This is a genomic window from Stenotrophomonas sp. STEN038, from assembly GCF_056759895.1.
The window spans coordinates 75,321-90,110 of the sequence record NZ_JBRRDW010000010.1 but is presented as its reverse complement, the minus strand read 5'-3'; the positions used below and the strand labels follow the sequence as shown (position 1 = coordinate 90,110).

The 14,790-nt window shown below is 65.2% G+C and carries 15 protein-coding genes; 7 read left to right on the top strand and 8 right to left on the bottom strand.

The genetic code is table 11. The annotated features are described in order from the left end of the window. Positions 1-356 precede the first annotated feature (356 nt). Complete coding sequence (locus ACVOLS_RS06305; protein WP_481544924.1) at positions 357-1,244, bottom strand: LysR family transcriptional regulator; 888 nt, start codon at positions 1,242-1,244, stop codon at positions 357-359. Positions 1,245-1,348: 104 nt separating this feature from the next. On the opposite strand from ACVOLS_RS06305, the gene ACVOLS_RS06300 reads away from it, so the two are divergent. Then, entirely contained in the window at positions 1,349-2,782 is a 1,434-nt protein-coding gene (locus ACVOLS_RS06300) for an MFS transporter (RefSeq protein ID WP_481544903.1), read from the top strand. Further along, on the top strand, positions 2,779-3,465 hold the full coding sequence (locus tag ACVOLS_RS06295) for a DUF7716 domain-containing protein (protein WP_481544902.1): 687 nt from the start codon (positions 2,779-2,781) through the stop codon (positions 3,463-3,465). The genes ACVOLS_RS06300 and ACVOLS_RS06295 overlap by 4 nt, the downstream gene beginning before the upstream one ends. Positions 3,466-3,740: 275 nt before the next feature. Here ACVOLS_RS06295 and ACVOLS_RS06290 read toward each other — a convergent pair whose 3' ends face one another. Genes ACVOLS_RS06290 through ACVOLS_RS06275 form a run of 4 tightly spaced genes read right to left on the bottom strand, consistent with a single transcriptional unit; the run spans position 3,741 to position 6,610 of the window. Then, entirely contained in the window at positions 3,741-4,571 is an 831-nt protein-coding gene (locus ACVOLS_RS06290; protein WP_481544901.1) for an N-formylglutamate amidohydrolase, read from the bottom strand. Beyond that, positions 4,552-5,103, bottom strand: coding sequence for an NUDIX hydrolase (locus ACVOLS_RS06285; protein ID WP_481544900.1), 552 nt, complete (start codon positions 5,101-5,103; stop codon positions 4,552-4,554). Before ACVOLS_RS06285 ends, ACVOLS_RS06290 begins: the two co-directional genes overlap by 20 nt. Next, positions 5,100-6,047 (bottom strand): 5'-3' exonuclease, encoded by a 948-nt coding sequence (locus ACVOLS_RS06280; protein ID WP_481544923.1) that lies wholly within the window; start codon positions 6,045-6,047, stop codon positions 5,100-5,102. The genes ACVOLS_RS06285 and ACVOLS_RS06280 overlap by 4 nt, the downstream gene beginning before the upstream one ends. Beyond that, positions 6,035-6,610, bottom strand: a complete 576-nt coding sequence (locus ACVOLS_RS06275; RefSeq protein WP_481544899.1) for a nitroreductase family protein — start codon at positions 6,608-6,610, stop codon at positions 6,035-6,037. The genes ACVOLS_RS06280 and ACVOLS_RS06275 overlap by 13 nt, the downstream gene beginning before the upstream one ends. A 311-nt stretch (positions 6,611-6,921) precedes the next feature. On the opposite strand from ACVOLS_RS06275, the gene ACVOLS_RS06270 reads away from it, so the two are divergent. Both ACVOLS_RS06270 and ACVOLS_RS06265 read left to right on the top strand, forming a co-directional pair. Then, positions 6,922-9,231 carry a DUF1631 domain-containing protein gene (locus tag ACVOLS_RS06270; RefSeq protein ID WP_481544898.1) on the top strand — a complete coding sequence of 770 codons (2,310 nt, stop codon included), beginning with the start codon at positions 6,922-6,924 and terminating at the stop codon, positions 9,229-9,231. Between the two features lie 87 nt (positions 9,232-9,318). Further along, positions 9,319-10,422, top strand: coding sequence for an NAD(P) transhydrogenase subunit alpha (locus tag ACVOLS_RS06265; protein ID WP_481544897.1), 1,104 nt, complete (start codon positions 9,319-9,321; stop codon positions 10,420-10,422). A 649-nt stretch (positions 10,423-11,071) separates the two neighbouring features. Here the strand turns inward: ACVOLS_RS06265 and ACVOLS_RS06260 are convergent. The 3 genes from ACVOLS_RS06260 to ACVOLS_RS06250 are packed head-to-tail and all read right to left on the bottom strand — an operon-like array spanning position 11,072 to position 12,413. Then, positions 11,072-11,509, bottom strand: coding sequence for a DUF3106 domain-containing protein (locus tag ACVOLS_RS06260; RefSeq protein ID WP_481544896.1), 438 nt, complete (start codon positions 11,507-11,509; stop codon positions 11,072-11,074). 5 nt (positions 11,510-11,514) lie between these two features. Beyond that, positions 11,515-11,865: a hypothetical protein gene (locus ACVOLS_RS06255; protein WP_481544895.1), complete on the bottom strand. Its 351-nt coding sequence runs from the start codon at positions 11,863-11,865 to the stop codon at positions 11,515-11,517. Next, complete coding sequence (locus ACVOLS_RS06250; protein WP_481544894.1) at positions 11,862-12,413, bottom strand: RNA polymerase sigma factor; 552 nt, start codon at positions 12,411-12,413, stop codon at positions 11,862-11,864. The genes ACVOLS_RS06255 and ACVOLS_RS06250 overlap by 4 nt, the downstream gene beginning before the upstream one ends. 138 nt (positions 12,414-12,551) lie before the next feature. Between ACVOLS_RS06250 and ACVOLS_RS06245 the strand changes: the two genes are divergently transcribed. Genes ACVOLS_RS06245 through ACVOLS_RS06235 form a run of 3 tightly spaced genes read left to right on the top strand, consistent with a single transcriptional unit; the run spans position 12,552 to position 14,781 of the window. Beyond that, the gene (locus ACVOLS_RS06245; protein WP_282267096.1) at positions 12,552-12,854 is read left to right on the top strand and encodes an NAD(P) transhydrogenase subunit alpha part 2; all 303 of its coding nucleotides are present in this window, start codon (positions 12,552-12,554) and stop codon (positions 12,852-12,854) included. Then, a complete protein-coding gene (locus tag ACVOLS_RS06240) occupies positions 12,851-13,348 on the top strand; it encodes a hypothetical protein (RefSeq protein WP_481544893.1) in 498 nt (165 codons plus the stop codon). The genes ACVOLS_RS06245 and ACVOLS_RS06240 overlap by 4 nt, the downstream gene beginning before the upstream one ends. Beyond that, positions 13,345-14,781 carry an NAD(P)(+) transhydrogenase (Re/Si-specific) subunit beta gene (locus ACVOLS_RS06235; protein WP_481544892.1) on the top strand — a complete coding sequence of 479 codons (1,437 nt, stop codon included), beginning with the start codon at positions 13,345-13,347 and terminating at the stop codon, positions 14,779-14,781. Before ACVOLS_RS06240 ends, ACVOLS_RS06235 begins: the two co-directional genes overlap by 4 nt. The last annotated feature ends 9 nt before the right edge of the window (positions 14,782-14,790 follow it).

Below are 14,790 nucleotides of genomic sequence, written 5' to 3'. Positions count from 1 at the left end.
CCCAGCTTCGCGGCTGACGCCGCTCCCACAGTTGTTGGTTTGCTGGGAAACCCTTGCCGAGCATGGCTCGGCACTACGGCTTTGCTCCCTTTCGCGCAGCGAAGGGGAGGGTTGGGGAGGGGGGCTTTGGCTGGTGCTTTCAGAGCTGCGCGGCTGATGCTGTTCCTGGATTTGTCGGGTTGCTGGTAAGGCCCCTGCCGAGCATGGCTCGGCACTACAAAGCTGTTTGGCCAAAAAATCACCAGTGCCTGCGGGGCGTTGGTACACAAGGGCTGCAGGCTCTTATCCACAGCTTGTATATATGCCGGGACACAGCCCGTGTGGACAACGCGAGCTGGAATCGGCGCGATCGGGTCTCACCATTCGCCGGCCAACAGGGCCTCTGCCAGAACCTTCAACTTGGGCGATACCTGCCGCGATGGCGGATAGACCAGCGACAGTGCACGAGTTCGCCCTTCATGGGCCTGCAGTACCCGCTGCAAACGCCCATCGTCCAGGGCGTCGGCGACGGCGAAGTCCATCACCTGGACGATGCCGACGCCTGCCAGCGCGGCTTCCACCAGCGGGTCGCCGCTGTCGAACACCATCCGCGTCGGCGGGGTGAAGTCGTGCATCTGCCCATCCAGCGCCCGGAACTGCCAGTCGACCAGGCGTCCACTGCGCAGATTGCGCACCGCCAGACAGGTGTGTTCCTGCAGCGCTTCCACCGTTGCAGGCTCTCCATGGCGGGCAAGGTAGTCCGGCGCGGCAACCGTTACCCAGCGCAAGGGCCGTAACGGGCGCGCCACCAGCCGTACGTCGCTGATCGGGCCGGTGCGCAGGGCTGCGTCAAAACCTTCTTCGGCCAGGTCGACCAGGCGGTCATTGAGTACCAGTTCGAACTGCAGTTGCGGATGCGCGGCGATCAGTTTTCCGGCCAAGGGCACCAGAACCTTGCGCCCGAACATCGAGGGCGCGGTCAGCTTCAACACGCCGGAGGGAACACAGGGGCGATCTCCCAGCTGACGCTGTGCGTCTTCCAGTCCATTCAGCAGTGGCTGGCAGTGTTCGACGAACTGGCGCCCGTCCGGCGTCAGGCTGACGTTGCGGGTGTTGCGGTGGAGCAGACGCACGCCCAATGACTGCTCCAGTCGGCTGATCGCCCGTGACAGGCCGGATTGGCTCAGTCCAAGCTGGCCTGCGGCAACGGTGAAGCTGCGGGCATCGGCAACCTGCACCAGCATGCGTACGGCGTTGAGGTCCATGGCGTCCATTGATGCAAATCCGCATTACACATATGTGTGTATCCTGATTTATCTGCGCGACGTCATCAATAAGACTGTGCGCCCCGCGCTTCTGGATTCACGCAATGCAGGTTTCATCGTCTCCACCCTCCGCTACACCGCGGCTGGCGCTTGCGCTGCTGGCCACGGCACAACTGATCATCGCGCTCGACGCAACCATCATCTTCGTCGCCCTGCATGACATGGGGCGCGCGCTTCAGATCAATGCGCAGCAGCTGCAATGGGTGGTCAGCGCTTACACCGTCGCTTTCGGCGGCTGCCTGTTGCTGGGTGGCCGCGCGGCGGATCTGCTTGGCAAGCGGCGTTTCTATCGGCTGGGCATGGCCTTGTTCGCGTTGGCTTCGCTGGTTGGCGGCTTCAGCAGCAGCGCTTGGCTGTTGGTGGCGGCACGGGCGGTGCAGGGTATTGGTGCGGCTTTGTTGTTCCCGGCCACCTTGGCCTTGATCAATACGCTGTACGCCGAAGGCGCGCCGCGCAATCGCGCGCTGGCGATCTGGAGCATGGCCAGCGCCGGTGGCCTCGCACTGGGAACCTTGCTTGGTGGCGTGCTCACCCAGCAGTTCGGCTGGGCATCGGTGCTGCTGGTGATCGTGCCGATTGCCGGCGCATGTGCAGTGTTGGGTGGCTATTGGTTGCCGTTGGACGGCCCGCGTGCGCGCGGCCGTTCCTTCGATCTCGCCGGCTGTTTCACCGTGACCGTCGGCGGCAGCCTGCTGGTCACCACCCTGGTGCAGGGGCCGGAATGGGGTTGGGCAGCGCCGATTACGCTGGCCTGCCTGCTGCTGTCGTTGTTGTTGCTGGCAGCGTTCGTGCTGATTGAAAAGCGCAGTGCCGATCCGCTGATGCACTTCGCCTTGCTGCGGGTGCCGGGGCTGCGCGCCGCGATGTGGCTGACCATGTTGTTCATGAGCAGCTTCGGCGTGCAGTACTACTTCCTTGCGCTGTACTACCAGGATGGCTACGGCTGGAGCCCGTTGCAGGCAGGCATGGCCTTCCTGCCGCCGACCCTGGTATGCACCGTCGGCATCCGCATCGCCGAACGCATGCTGGCGGTGCGCTCGCCGCGGCAGGTGCTGGCGTGGGGATTGGCGGCGGGGGCAGTGGGTATCGCAGGCGTTGCTGCCGCCTTGCCGCACGGCGCGGCTTACTGGCCACTGCTGCCAGGTATCGTGCTGCTCAGCCTGGGCCAGGGCATGACGTGGACGGCAATGTGGATCGTGGCCGGGCAGGGCGTTCCTGCCGCGCAGCAAGGCGTGGCCTCGGGCATGGCGGCGACCGCGCAGCAGATCGGTGGAGCGTTGGGCCTGGCTGTGCTGGTGATGCTGGCCAATGCGGCGCGTGCAGCCGCGCCGGCCGACAGCGCGCAGGCGCTGCAGGGATTGGTCCATGCGCAATATGGCGCTGCACTGTTCGCTGCATTCGGTGTGGTGGTTGCGTTGCGTCTGCGGCCTGCACCGCTAGACTGCAGCTCCGCAGATTGCCAGCCCAGCGACGCATGATTGAACTGTTGGATCTCCGCCAGACCTTGGACAGCTTCGCCAGCTGCAACGACGACGATGAGGTGTGGGCGCGCTACGGCTGGGTCCACGCCAGTGATGGCGGTGCGTTGCGTGCTTCGTTCTGGCTGCCGGCCAGCGAGGCGGAAGCGTTTGATGATGACGAGCTGCCGACGGCCGCACGTGCCTTGGGTCTTTCGAGTTTTCTGGAACCGGCCACCTTTGCCGATGTGCTCGATGTGCAGAAGCGCCAGCGTCCGCTATCGACGCTGGAGGACTACGCGGCGGCGCTGGACTACTACGCCGAGTACGACGCGTTCCTGCAGGTGCCGGGTATCGATGAAGCCCTGGGCGAGGCTTCCGATGCGGAGCAGGCAGCAGCGCTGGCGATTGGTGTCGGGCCCGGTATCTACGCCAGCTTCGATGTGGTGCTGTCGCAATGTCCTGCGCAGCATGTGAAGGATGCAGCGCGGCAGGTGGCGGGAGTGTTGGCTGTATCGATTGGCGAGGCTTTGGCTGCTTGCCGCGATCTGCCGGTGTGTCTGGGTGAGCAGCTGGACCGGAAGCGCTGTGCCGGGATTGTCGCGGCCTTCGATGCCTTCGGCGTGCCGTTGCAGGTGCGGGGCTACAAACCCTTCCCGTGGTCAGCAGTGCCGACGCCGACGGTTGTTGCAGGAGCGGTGTAAGCCGCGAAGCTGGCAATGCATGATGCGAGACATTGCAGTTGCCGGAAGCTGCACCGGCTTCGCGGCTTACGCCGCTCCCACAAAAGCGTCAGCACCCGTAGTGCCGAGCCATGCTCGGCAGGGGCTCTACAAGCGCAACATCCGACACGCCATCAGCTTCGCGGCTTACGCCGCTCCCACAAAAGCGTCAGCACCTGTAGTGCCGAGCCATGCTCGGCAGGGGCTCTACAAGCGCAACATCCGACACGCCATCAGCTTCGCGGCTTACGCCGCTCCTACAGCACGGCGCTGCGAGGTTCCCGCATGGCGAGCAACGTCGGCTGCAACTTGCGGAACACCCGCTCCAGTCGCTGCGCCCACGCCTGCTGCCCAGCCGCATCGGCAATCAGGTCCTGGCGGATCTCCAGTTCCACATGCACCAGGCCGCGGCCTTCGCCATGCACCGGCACCGCATAGTCGCTGCTGCTGTTCACCGAATACGGCTGGTTGTCGCCAACCTCCAGATCGCCTTCCTCGCGCAAGGCCTGCAGCAGCGCATGCGCAAAGCGGGTGTCCTGGTGATACAGCACGCCTGCGTGCCACGGACGCGCAACGCCGGCCATCGCCGGGGTGAAGCTGTGCATCATCACCAGCAGGGTCGGCACACCTGCATCGCGCCGGCGGTCCAGCTCGGCATCGATGCGCGCATGGTAGGGCGCGTGGATCGCATCGATACGCTGTTGGCGTTGTTGCGGATCAAGGCCGAGATTGGCGGGAACAGTGGTGCCATCGCTGACTTCAGGGATCAGCGTCGGCGACACCAGCGGCCGGTTGCAGTCGATCAGCAACCGCGAATAGGTCTGCTCGATGGCCCAGGCGTCCAGGCGTTCGGCCAAGATGCGGGTGGTGCCGGCGATGCCGATGTCCCAGCCGATGTGCCGGTCCAGTTCGGCCTGCGGCAAGCCCAGGTCCTGCAGCGCCAGCGGCACGCGTTGGCCGGCATGGTCGGCCAGCAACAGGAACGGTGAGGCCCCGTGCGGGTTGTGCACGGTGTAAACCGCTGGATCATCGGCGCCGAACAGCGCAGCGATGCCGTTCAAGCCAGAATCAGCCACGCGCACGTCCATCCAGATGGTGTTCGATCATCCACAGCCCGGCCCACAGCTTGGCATCCAGCTCATAGCCTTCGCCCATCTTCTCCACCAGCCAGGCAGCTGCGCGCTGGCGCGGGATGCTGTGCACGGTGATGTCCTCGCTCGCATCGCCGCCGCCGTCGCCGACCTTGCGCAGGCCGGTGGCACGCACGAAGGCGATCTTCTCGCTGCTGGCGCCCGAGGAGGTGGGGCCGATCATCAGCACTTCGGCATGGTCGGCGGTCCAGCCGGTTTCCTCTTCCAGCTCGCGCACGGCCGAAACCTCGATGGATTCACCAGCATCGATATCGCCAACCAGCCCGGCCGGCATCTCGATGGTGCGCGCCTGCAGCGGCACGCGGAACTGCTCGACGAACAGCACTTCATCGTCCGGCGTGACCGCGATGATGATCGCGGCCAGCCCGCCGGCATGGGTGCGCTCGCTGTACTCCCAGGTACCGCGCACCAGCATGCGCTGGTATTTGCCTTCGTAGACGACGCGGGGTTCAGCAGTGTTCTGGCTCATGCGAACTCGTTGGCTGGAGTGGAAGGGGATTGCAGGCCGGCAGCAGTCATCAGCCGGCGGCGGGTCATCGGGCCGAAACGCAGTGCCTCGCACAGGCCGCCGAGCATGTCGCCGTCGCCATTGGCGCGCACGAAGCCGCCGGCAGCGTTGTGCAGCGGTGCGTTCAAGGCAACCGTGGTCAGTTGGCGGAACAGCAGCGCCTGTTCGCGCTGCTCACGCAACCGTACCGCCATGGTGGCGGCGCCGCGCAGGCGCAGGAATGGCACTTCGTCGATTCGTTCGAGCAGGGTGTCCATACTGCCGAAATGGGCCAGCAGTACCGCCGCCGATTTGGCGCCGATGCCGGAGACGCCGGGGATGTTGTCGACCGCATCGCCGCTCAGGGCCAGATAGTCGGCGACCTGGTGGGCGTGCACGCCTTGCCGTGCCTTCACTCCGTCCGCGCCCCAGCGCTGGTTGCGGGCGTAATCCCACTGTTCGTCGTGCTCCAGCAGCAGCTGCGACAAATCCTTGTCGGCCGAGACGATCACGCCGCGCAGGCGGCCGCGACTGGCGTGCAGGGCACTGCCGATCAGGTCATCGGCCTCGAATTCGCGGTCGGCCAGCACTTCCAGGCCCAGCGCAGCGCACAGCGCCTTGCAATGGGCGAACTGGCGGCGCAGCTCCTCCGGGGCCGGATCGCGGTTGGCCTTGTAAGAGGGGTAGAGCGCGTGGCGGAAGCAGCTGTCCAGTGCCTCGTCGAAGGCCACGGCGATATGCTGCGGGCGCTCGCGTTCCAGCAGGTCGAGCAGGAAGCGGGCAAAACCGTGAACTGCGTTTACCGGCCATCCCTGCGCATCCTGGAACTCATTGGGGATGGAGTGCCAGGCGCGGAACACATACAGACTGGCATCAATCAGGTAGAGCGGCTGCAGCGGGGCGTTGGCAGCGCTCACGGCTGCCAGTCCTGCAGCAGCTTTGCCGGATCGGGGCGTTCGCGGTCGGGCACGGCGATCTTCGGCGTGCCGATATGGATGAAGCCGACGATCTGCTCGTTGCTGGCCAGGCCCAGGTGGCGGGCGACTTCGGGGTCGCCGCTCATCCACGCGGTCAGCCACTGCGCGCCGAAGCCAACGCCCTGCGCGGCCTGCAGCAGCGCGAAGCAGACGCAGCCGGCGGTGAGCAGTTGCTCCTGCATGGGCACTTTGGGGTTGTCCTGCAGGCGGGCGATCACGGTGATGATCAGCGGTGCATGCGAGAAGCGTTTGCGGTCCTTCTCGACCGCCGCGTCAGATGCATTGGGGTCGCGTTGGCGGCTGCGCTGGGCCAGGAACTCACCCAGGGCGTGGCGGGCGTCGCCCTGCAGACGCAGGAAGCGGAACGGCACCATCTTGCCGTGATCCGGTACCCGGACGGCCGATTGCAGCATGCGCAGCTGCGTGGCGTGGTCCGGCGCTGGCTCGCCCAGTTGCAGGGAGGGCACCGAATGGCGCTGATCCAGCGCTTGCAGGAAGCAGTTGTCGGACATGGGTCACAGGGGCTGAGGCGGCTATTGATTATAGACGTCGCCGATGTACCGGCCCCTTGCCGCAGACCGGGGTCAGTTTTGTGCGCTCTGTTATGTGCCCTGAACAAACCGTGGGTCGCTAATATGCGTCGAGACGCTTAGCATTGCTGGTATTGCGGTGAAGCGATCATGAGGTGGGAAATGCGTACTGCATCACTTACCCTGTTCATCTTCTCCGCCTACCATGCGCGTGCGGATTCAGGGGCCGCGTCTGCATTTCCTCAATCGTTTACAAGAAGATCAGCGCCTGTATGGGTGTGGAGCCTTTGCGCATGATGTCCAGTCCGCATCCCGCCGGTCAGCCCGGTCGTAACCAGAACCTGCTTGGTGTGGCCCGCGAGGCTGCCCTGCCTGTGCTGTCACAGGCTTTTGCCAAGGTGCTGGCGGGGTTTGACGACGCCTTGTTCGACCGTGCGGAGACAGCGGGCCCGTCGCAGCTGGCGTTCCTTGATGGCATGCGTGAGCTGCGCCGCCGCCGCGATGAAATCTCCCGTCGCTTCGACTCGCACCTGCAGCAGGCCTGGGCCGCGCTTGAAGCAGGCACCCCGCAGTCGGCGGAAACCGTACTGGCCGGGCAGAGTGAGGGCGGTCTGAGTCTGGTACCCGAACACATTCTTGAGTCACGCCTGGCCGTGCGCAATTTTGCGACCGTGCTGCTGCGCGACTGGAAGCAGGTATTGCTGCGCATCGATCATCGCCTGGCCTGGGTGGCCGGGGTGGCGGCGCTGGATGCTGATACCAATCCGATCGGCCCGGAGCACATTGGTGTTGCCGTGCACGAGGCGTTCTATACCTGCGACCTGACCGCAGAAGTGCGGCTGGTGCTGTTCAAGCTGTGCGAGCGTGAGTTTGCGGCCGGTATCGGCAAGCTCTACCAGGCAGTAGACGAGCGACTGGCTCAGGCCGGTGCCGCCCCCGAGATCGCTGCACCACGACGCTCCGCACCGCAGCGCACGCCTGCTGAACAGATGGAGCAGGCTGCACAGGAAGAAGAGGAAGGATTTGACCCGGGTCACGCGCCGATGTGGGCGCGGCGCTTCTCCGAACGCTGGAGCCAGCGCCGCGGCAGCATGGCTGGCCAGGCTGCCGCGCAGGCCGCGGCGGGTTTCGAGGCCGAGCAGGCCTATGGCAACCCGCAGAACATGGTGCTGGAAGCACTGCACGAACTGCTGGCGCAAAGCCGGCAGACCCGTGAAGGCAGCTCGCCGTCTTTCGCGGAAGCGGGGCAGGCCGGTGCTGGTCATCAGCGTTCCTTGAACCAGCGCGAGATGATGTCGGTGTTGTCATTGCTGCAGGCCACGCCCAGCGCAACCCTGCGTGCGGCGGTGGGCGAGGATGGTGAATCGCTGGCGCAGCGGCTCAAAAGTGAAGTGCTGTCCGGCGCGACGCGGCTGGGCGTTGACCCGCAGCAGACGCATCTGGACCCGCAGGACGAGGATGCCATCGACCTGGTGGGGATGCTGTTTGACGTGATGCTGGATGAGCGTGATCTGGAAGGGCGCTCGCGCGAGCTGATCGGTCGGCTGGTGGTGCCTTTCGTCAAGGTCGCCATGCTCGACCGGCGCATGTTCGTGCAGAAGACCCATCCTGCGCGCAAGCTGCTCAATTCGCTGGCCGAGGCCTGCGAGGGCAATGCCGGTGAAAGCCAGGCCGAGCGCGCGCTGATGGGCAAGGTCGAAGAAATCATTGAAAGGCTGACCGCCGAGTTCAACGAGAACCTGGCGATCTTCCTCACCCTGGAGGAAGAATTCCGCGACTTCCTGGCCCAGCATCGGCGCCGGGTTGAAATCACTGAACGGCGTGCGGCAGAAACCCAGCGCGGCCAGGAAAAGCTGGAAGTCGCGCGCAACCGTGCTACTGCCGAGCTGGACAAGCGTGTTGCCGACGCGACCCTGCCCAAGGCCATTGCAGATTTCCTGCGCCAGCCCTGGAATCACCATCTCACCCTTACCTTGCTGCGCGAGGGCGACGAAGGCGAGGGCGTGACCGAAGCCTTGAAGCTGGCCGACGACGTACTGGAAGAAGTCGCCGAGGCGCGCCGTCATATCGTTGGCAAGCCCTGGCTGCAATCTTGCCAGCCTGGCTTGCGCAAGGTGTTTGCCAGTGTCGGCCTGCACGGCGATGGGGGTACTACGGCGATCGACGCATTGCATGACACCTTGCAGTCCGTCGCCGAGCTGCGCCCTGAACTGGAACGCGCGTTGCCGGAACTGCCACAGGTTGCGCTGCCGACGCCCCCCGCCCCGGAAACGCCCGCCATCGAATTTGGCAGTGCGACCAAGGCCGAAGATTTCGATGACACCGATGCCGAGCGTTTCCGCAGGATGGAGATTGGTACCTGGCTGGATTTCATCGACAAGGACGGCAAGATGCAGGCCGGCAAGTTGTCGTGGGTGAGTCCGATCTCCTCGCGGCTGCTGTTCGTCAACCGTCGCGGCATCCGTTTCTGCGTGGCCTCCCCGGAAGAGTTGGCGGTGATGGTGCGCTTGGAGCGGCTGCGTCCGCACGTGGATGACGGCGCCTTCGACAGCGCCATGCAAGGGGTGATCGACCGCCTTGAGCCACAGGGCGCAACGCACTGATTGCAAACCGGCAGGCCAGGGCCTGCCGCACAGGGCACCGGCTTTGCTACGATCCGGCGGTTGATCCGCTGCGCATCGAGGACTGGAATGGCCGTAGATGTCTTGGTATTGAAGGAAACCGCCGAAGGCGAGCGGCGCGTCGCCGCCACGCCGGAAACGGTGAAGAAGCTTGTTTCAGCCGGTGCACAGGTCCACCTGCAGGCTGGCGCGGGAACGGCCGCGGGCTTCCCCGATCAGGCCTATGTGGATGCCGGAGCACAGCTGGGCGACGCGCTGGAAAGCGCGGAGCTGGTGCTGTGCGTGCAGGCGCCCTCCTTGCCGACTATCGCGCGCCTGAAGACCGGTGCGGTGTTGGTGGGCGGTGTGCAGCCTGAAGCCGATCCTGGGCGCGCTGCAGCACTGCAGGCACGGCAGTTGCAAACCTTTCCATTGGAACGATTGCCGCGCACCACCCGTGCGCAGGCGATGGATGTACTCAGCTCGCAGGCCGGCATGGCCGGTTACAAGGCGACCTTGATCGCCGCACAACTGGCGCCGCGCTTCTTCCCGATGCTGACCACCGCTGCCGGCACCATCCGCCCGTCGAAGGTATTGATCGTTGGCGCTGGGGTTGCCGGCCTGCAGGCGGTCGCCACGGCCAAGCGCCTGGGTGCCGCAGTCGAGGGCTTCGATGTGCGCCCGGAAACCCGCGAGCAGATTGAATCTTTGGGCGGCAAGTTCCTCGATCTGGGCGTCAGTGCGGCAGGTGAGGGCGGTTACGCCCGGCAGCTGACCGACGAAGAGCGTGCCGAACAGCAGCGTCGCCTGGCCGAGCATCTGAAAGGTGTGGATGTGGTTGTCTGCACCGCTGCGGTGCCGGGGCGTCCTGCGCCGAAGATCGTCACCGCGGCGATGGTGGCGGGTATGCGCCCGGGCAGCGTGATCGTCGACCTGGCGGCGGAGACCGGCGGCAACTGCGAAGCTACCCAACCGGGCCAGACCATCGATGTTGGTGGGGTGACGGTTGCGGGTCCGCTGAATCTGGCCAGCATGGGCGCGGTGCACGCCAGCGAAATGTTCGCGCGCAACGTCTACAACTTTGTGGCCTTGTTCCTGAAGGACGGCAAGTTGGCGTTCGACTGGAACGATGACCTGCTGGCCAAGACGGTGTGGCCGCAACGCCCGGCCGGTGGTGAAATCCCGCCGGTGTGACCAGCAGCGCCAGGTGTAGAGCCGAGCCCTGCTCGGCTGGAGGTCTAGCCGGAGACCATCTTGTGGGAGTGGCGTCAGCCGCGAAGCCGGTCATCCATCGGGGTGCGGGCTTGTCCGTAATTTCATTGAAGCCAGCTTCGCGGCTGACGCCGCTCCTACAGCGCTGATACGTCGCGGGGAAAGCCCCTGCCGAGCATGGCTCGGCACTACACGCAGGCGGCGCGCGGGCTTTAGCCCCTCTCCCGTTTACGGGAGAGGGGTTGGGGTGAGGGCAGCTTTTCGCCGGGAAAGCCCCTGCCGAGCATGGCTCGGCACTACACGCAGGCGGCGCGCAGGCTTTAGCCCCTCTCCCGTTTACGGGAGAGGGGCTGGGGTGAGGGCGGCTTTTCGCTGGGAAAGCCCCTGCCGAGCATGGCTCGGCACTACACGCAGGCGGCGCGCGGGCTTTAGCCCTCTCCCGTTTACGGGAGAGGGGCTGGGGTGAGGGCAGCTTTTCGCCGGGAAAGCCCCTGCCGAGCATGGCTCGGCACTACACGCAGGCGGCGCGCAGGCTTTAGCCCCTCTCCCGTTTACGGGAGAGGGGTTGGGGTGAGGGCGGCTTTTCGCTGGGAAAGCCCCTGCCGAGCATGGCTCGGCACTACCGACGGGATCAGCGCGGGGAGCGTGTCGCTGGCGGGTTGGCCTGCACCCATTGCCGGCGCTGTTCCGGGCTCATCTTGTTCCATTGCTCGCGCAGCTGCTGGCGCTGGTCCTTGTCCATGCCGCGCATCTTGTCGAACAGCGCCTGCGCATCGCGGCGCTGGTCCGGGGACATGTTCTCGAAGCGGTGCATGCCGCGTCGCGCCTGTTCGCGCTGTTCGGGGGTCATCTGCTGCCAGCTGCGGGCATGCTCATAGTTGCGCTGGCGGCGTTCGGGGGAGGAGCTGTTCCAGCGATCCCGCACCGGTGCGATCAGGGTCTCGCGCTGGGCCGGGGTCAGCTGATCCCATTCGGGTAGTTGTTGCTGGGCAGCGACCGGGGCACTGGCGCAGGCCAGCAGCAGCGGCAGCAGCAGATGGGGCAGCAGATGGGGCAGCAAGGTTTTCATCGTCGTCATTCCATCGCCAGATTGTCGGAGCCCAGCCACAGGTACAGCTCTGGGCTTTCGTCGAACAGCAAGCTGTCGTCAGCGTCGGGGTTCTGGCTGGCGATCAGGGGCGCAGCAGGTGGCTGCGCGCTGTGGTTGAACTGCATTGCCACCGGCACGGCCAGCAGTACCGAGCAGGCGGTAGCCAGCCACCAGCGATGACGGCGCCATATCGATGGCGTGCTCGCCATGCTGGCCTGCTGACGGGCATGTCGCAGCCGCGCAAGGGTAGCCGGGGACAATGCGGCATCGGCCTGCTGCTGCAGCTGTCGGGCCTGATGGTCGAATGCTTCGGGACTTGTGGGCAGGCGGTTCACCGCGTGGCCTCCAGTTGTTTCTGCAATGCGTCGCGGGCGCGCGACAGGTGGGTTTTTACCGAGCCTTCAGAACAGCCCATGGCCTTGGCGGTGGTGGCCACATCCAGCTCCTGCAGCACGCGCAGGCTGAAAGCTTCGCGCTGCCGGGCCGGCAGCTGCCGCAGGGCCTGCACGAGCTGCGCGTACTCGCGCTGTTGCTCATGCGTCTGCGCCGGGCCAGGGGCTTCGTCGGCCCAGTCGATGGTGCTGTCCTGGTCGTGGTCTTCCTGAGGAGCCCAGAACTTCAGGCGGAAGCTGCGGCGCCGCTGCAGGTCGATGATGCGCCGACGCAGGATGCTCCAGAACAGCGCTGTCCATTCCTCTGCTGGCCGCTGGCGGTAGCCGAGCATGCGCTCCATGGCGTCCTGTACCGCGTCCAGCGCATCGTCGCGCTGGCGCAGGCCGGCTTCGGCAAAACGGAACGCACGCGGGCCGATGCCGGCCAGGAAGGTATCCAGCGAGGCAGGTACAGCGGCAGGCGGCATCAGGGGCGGGCTGGTCACCAGCACAGGGTAGCGTCTCGGTCGTGGTCTCTGGGGCAGATAACGCACGGGCGCGCAAACGGTTGACAACGCAACGGTCGCGCCGGCTTCGGCCAGATGGTTATGATGCCCGACAGGCGCTTCCAGCCTCGGAGAGACCAAGCAATGAGCGACGGGTTCGTAGCGTTGTACATCTTCATGCTGGCAGCGATTGCCGGCCACGTGATCATCTCGCGGGTGCCGGTGATCCTGCACACACCCTTGATGTCCGGTTCCAACTTCATCCACGGCATCGTGCTGATCGGGGCGATGGTGGTGCTCGGCCACGCCGATACCACGCTGGAGAAGGTCATCGGCTTCATCGCCGTGGCCTTGGGTGCAGGCAATGCGGCCGGCGGCTACGTGGTGACCGAGCGCATGCTGGACATGTTCAAGAGCTCGAAGAAGCCGGAAGGGAAGGACAAGTGAGTTCATCCACCGGTGTTGCAGACCGAACCCCGATCGGCGCACGGCGGGTTTTCCAGTGGCTCAGCTACCTGCAGTACCCGGCCTTGCTGGTCGCCTTCGCCTATGCGGCGCGGCCGCTGTTCAATGGCATGGAGGGCGCGCTCGATGCCTACAACAGCGCACTACTGTATGCGGGTGTGGGCGTGGGCATGTCCTCGCTGCAGGACCCGTCCAAGACCCAGAACAACGTGTCCAGGAAAGTCTGGCAGGACCCGCGCAAGGGCGGCTTGATGCTGTGGCTGCTCAGCGCGCAGGCACTGCTGCCGATCGTGCTGGGATTGCTGGGCGCCGCGCTTGCGCCGACCACCGCCTTGTCACAGTTGGCGCTGGGTATGGTGGCGTTCGGGCTTGGCATGATCGGCCTGCTCAAGACCGCCATTGAAATGCGCGAACACCATCGCCTCGACAAGCAGTCTCCTCGCCATACCGACACGGCTCTGGAGGCCGGTGCATGAGCATATCGATCCTGGTCAACACGAGTTATCTGGTCGCTGCCACGCTGTTCCTGCTGGGGCTGCAGCGCATGGCCTCGCCCAAGACCGCACGCAGCGGCATCCAATGGGCTGGCGCCGGCATGCTGATCGCCACCGCGGCCACGTTTTTGCTGCCGGGACTGCACAACCTGGCGTTGATCGCCGTTGCCCTGGTGCTGGGCACAGGCTTGGCGTGGGTGTCGGCGAAAAAAGTGGCCATCACCGACATGCCGCAGATGGTGGCGCTTTATAACGGCATGGGCGGTGGCTCGGCGGCAGCGATTGGTGCGGTGGAGCTGCTGCGCTTCTCAGACCTTGCCAACCGCGATACCAGCCATTGGAGCGCGCAGGCCATCGCCGATCTTTCGGCGCGGCTACCGTCGAACACGGTGCTGGCACTGGCAGTGATTGGTTCGGCGATCGGTGCGGTGTCGCTGTCGGGCTCGATTATTGCCTGGGCAAAGCTCGATGGTCGGCTGGACAAGCGCGTCACCTTCCCGGGGCAGCAGATTTTCAATCTATTGGTCGCCGTCGCGATGGTGGTGCTGGGCGCGTGGGCAGCAATCAGCCTGCAGCCGCTGGCGATCATCAGCTTCTTCGTGGTCGCCCTGGCGCTGGGCGTGCTGATGACGTTGCCGATTGGCGGCGCCGACATGCCGGTGGTGATTTCGCTGTACAACGCGTTTACCGGTCTTGCAGTGGCGTTCGAAGGTTACGTGCTCGGCAACGAGGCCTTGATCATCGCCGGCATGATGGTTGGCGCGGCCGGCATCCTGCTGACCCGCCTGATGGCCAAGGCGATGAACCGGCCGATCAGCGGTGTGTTGTTCTCCAACTTCGGTGGCGGCGGGCAGGGTGCGGAAATCAGCGGCACGCAGAAGCCGATCGAGGCGGCCGATGTCGCGGCGATGATGGCCTTCGCCGAGCGCGTGGTGATCGTGCCCGGTTACGGCATGGCGGTAGCGCAGGCCCAGCACAAAATCTGGGAGCTGGCGCAGCGCCTGATCGAACGCGGGGTCAAGGTGAAGTTCGCGATCCACCCGGTGGCCGGGCGCATGCCCGGGCATATGAACGTGCTGCTGGCCGAGGCTGGTGTGCCTTATGACCTGATCGCCGACATGGACGACATCAATCCGGAGTTCGCCAACACCGACGTGTCGTTGGTGATTGGTGCCAACGACGTGGTCAACCCGGTCGCCAAAACCGACCCGACCAGCCCGATCTACGGTATGCCGATCCTGGATGTGGTCAATTCCAGGAACACCATCGTCATCAAGCGCGGCAAGGGCACTGGTTTTGCCGGTATCGAGAACGCGCTGTTCTACGCCGACAACACCCGCATGTTGTACGGCGACGGTGCCGAAGCGGCCAGCGCCCTGGTCAGTGAACTCAAGGCGCTGGACGGCGGGCATTGAGGCGGCTGG

Excerpts from the sequence above, each read along its gene's own strand:
- ACVOLS_RS06305 (WP_481544924.1), bottom strand. The coding sequence starts at position 1,244 with ATGGACCTCAACGCCGTACGCATGCTGGTGCAGGTTGCCGATGCCCGC.
- ACVOLS_RS06300 (WP_481544903.1), top strand. The coding sequence starts at position 1,349 with ATGCAGGTTTCATCGTCTCCACCCTCCGCTACACCGCGGCTGGCGCTT.
- ACVOLS_RS06295 (WP_481544902.1), top strand. The coding sequence starts at position 2,779 with ATGATTGAACTGTTGGATCTCCGCCAGACCTTGGACAGCTTCGCCAGC.
- ACVOLS_RS06290 (WP_481544901.1), bottom strand. The coding sequence starts at position 4,571 with ATGGACGTGCGCGTGGCTGATTCTGGCTTGAACGGCATCGCTGCGCTG.
- ACVOLS_RS06285 (WP_481544900.1), bottom strand. The coding sequence starts at position 5,103 with ATGAGCCAGAACACTGCTGAACCCCGCGTCGTCTACGAAGGCAAATAC.
- ACVOLS_RS06275 (WP_481544899.1), bottom strand. The coding sequence starts at position 6,610 with ATGTCCGACAACTGCTTCCTGCAAGCGCTGGATCAGCGCCATTCGGTG.
- ACVOLS_RS06270 (WP_481544898.1), top strand. The coding sequence starts at position 6,922 with ATGATGTCCAGTCCGCATCCCGCCGGTCAGCCCGGTCGTAACCAGAAC.
- ACVOLS_RS06265 (WP_481544897.1), top strand. The coding sequence starts at position 9,319 with ATGGCCGTAGATGTCTTGGTATTGAAGGAAACCGCCGAAGGCGAGCGG.
- ACVOLS_RS06260 (WP_481544896.1), bottom strand. The coding sequence starts at position 11,509 with ATGAAAACCTTGCTGCCCCATCTGCTGCCCCATCTGCTGCTGCCGCTG.
- ACVOLS_RS06245 (WP_282267096.1), top strand. The coding sequence starts at position 12,552 with ATGAGCGACGGGTTCGTAGCGTTGTACATCTTCATGCTGGCAGCGATT.
- ACVOLS_RS06235 (WP_481544892.1), top strand. The coding sequence starts at position 13,345 with ATGAGCATATCGATCCTGGTCAACACGAGTTATCTGGTCGCTGCCACG.